The sequence below is a fragment of the Petrotoga halophila DSM 16923 genome (genome assembly GCF_002924615.1).
Genome location: NZ_JALY01000021.1, coordinates 1 through 1,620, shown reverse-complemented (window position 1 = coordinate 1,620; position 1,620 = coordinate 1). Strand labels below are relative to the sequence as shown.

General features: G+C 29.5%; 2 protein-coding genes. One reads left to right on the top strand and one right to left on the bottom strand.

Going from position 1 to position 1,620, the window contains the following annotated elements; translation table 11 throughout:
- Positions 1 to 11 precede the first annotated feature (11 nt).
- Positions 12 to 317: a hypothetical protein gene (locus tag AA81_RS14090; RefSeq protein ID WP_169999571.1), complete on the bottom strand. Its 306-nt coding sequence runs from the start codon at positions 315 to 317 to the stop codon at positions 12 to 14.
- A 241-nt stretch (positions 318 to 558) separates the two neighbouring features.
- Between AA81_RS14090 and AA81_RS01060 the strand changes: the two genes are divergently transcribed.
- Positions 559 to 1,620: KamA family radical SAM protein (locus tag AA81_RS01060; protein ID WP_103897916.1), on the top strand; the 1,062-nt coding region annotated here is incomplete at its 3' end.

The window sequence follows — 1,620 nt, the reverse complement described above, 5'->3', positions numbered from 1 at the left end:
TGTAATTGGTTTTAAAAGTTTATGAATTTAGATATAAAAAATCCCCTTATAAAGACTGCTTTTTTGGTTATCTTTTTTTTCTTGCTTTTCCTTATTTCAAGGTATTTGAGAATCGCTCCCACCGTTGTTAGTTTAATTCTTCCTCTGGGAGTTTTCTTTTTAGAAAAAAGATATGCATTTATTTTCAGTATTTCAATTTTCTTTTTAATATTTATCAGTGGCTTTGTTGTTGAAGCAATTGGTATATTTTTGCTCTTTTTTCTTCCAATCCTTGCTTTTATTGTTGTAGAAAAAAGGTTATTTAAACACTTATTCATTACAATTTTTTCGATTCTTGCCTTTTATCTTATGTTTACCTTTTTTGGTGAACTTCTTCCGGATTTTGCAACTCAGGGAAAAGGTCTATTCTTTATAATATTTCTTTATTTGATATTTACCAATATTTATGGGTATTTATTAAAGAGATTGAAATATGAGATTTCTTCATTATTGAAAAATTTTTCTCAAAAAGAATAATATAAAATGCCGATGATGAAAAATATTAGGGGAGTGATATCGATGTATCCAGAATATGTTACTAAGTTGGAAAAAGTAAAAGGGATTTCACAAGAAGAATTAAAAGAACTTCAACCTGTTGAAGAAAAGTATAAGTTTAGAGCTAATGAATATTACTTGGACTTAATCAATTGGAAAGACAAAAACGATCCTATAAGAAAGATTATAATTCCAAATATTGAAGAATTGGAAGAATGGGGATTAGAAGACGCTTCAAAAGAACATTCATATACAATAAGTAAGGGATTGCAACACAAGTATAGGGATACCGCTTTACTGTTAGTAAATGATGTATGTGGGAGTTTCTGTAGATTCTGTTTTAGAAAAAGATTGTTCAAGAACGTTGGTAAAGAAGTAGTTAGAACCCGTGAAATTGAACAAGATCTCGATTATATTCGAAAACATGAAGAAATCACAAATGTTCTCCTGACAGGGGGTGATCCTTTACTCCTTTCAACTAATAAACTTAAATCAATTATAGAAGCTATTAATGAAATAGATCATATAAAAATCATTCGCATAGGTACAAAGACCCCGGCTTTTAACCCTTTCAGAATAATATCGGATGATACCCTATCAAGTTTCATTAAAAAAATTACCAATAGTGGTAAAAAATTATATTTTATTGTGCACTTTAATCACCCAAGAGAATTAACTTCTGCTTCTATTCAGGGAATAAATATATTGCAAAATTCTGGAGCCATAATAGCAAATCAAACTCCTCTTTTGCATGGTATTAATGATAATCCTAAGACATTATCGACATTATTTAAAAAGCTATCCTTTAATGGTATTCCTCCCTATTATGTATTTCAAAATAGACCTGTCATGGGAAATAAAGGTTTTACTATTCCTTTAGAAAAAGCTTATTCAATATTCCTAGAATCTTTAGAAGATATCTCAGGTTTAGCCAAAAGACCTAGATTTGTAATGTCTCATGAATCTGGAAAAATAGAAGTTGCCGCATTGACTAGCAAAAATATTATCTTTCGTTATCATAGATCGCACAATCCTGATAACTATGGTAAATTTTTTGTATTCAAAAGAGATCCACAAGCCTATTGG

What these genes read in the sequence shown, in the direction of transcription:
- AA81_RS14090 (WP_169999571.1), bottom strand. Translation starts at nt 317, where the DNA reads ATGAATAAGTGTTTAAATAACCTTTTTTCTACAACAATAAAAGCAAGG.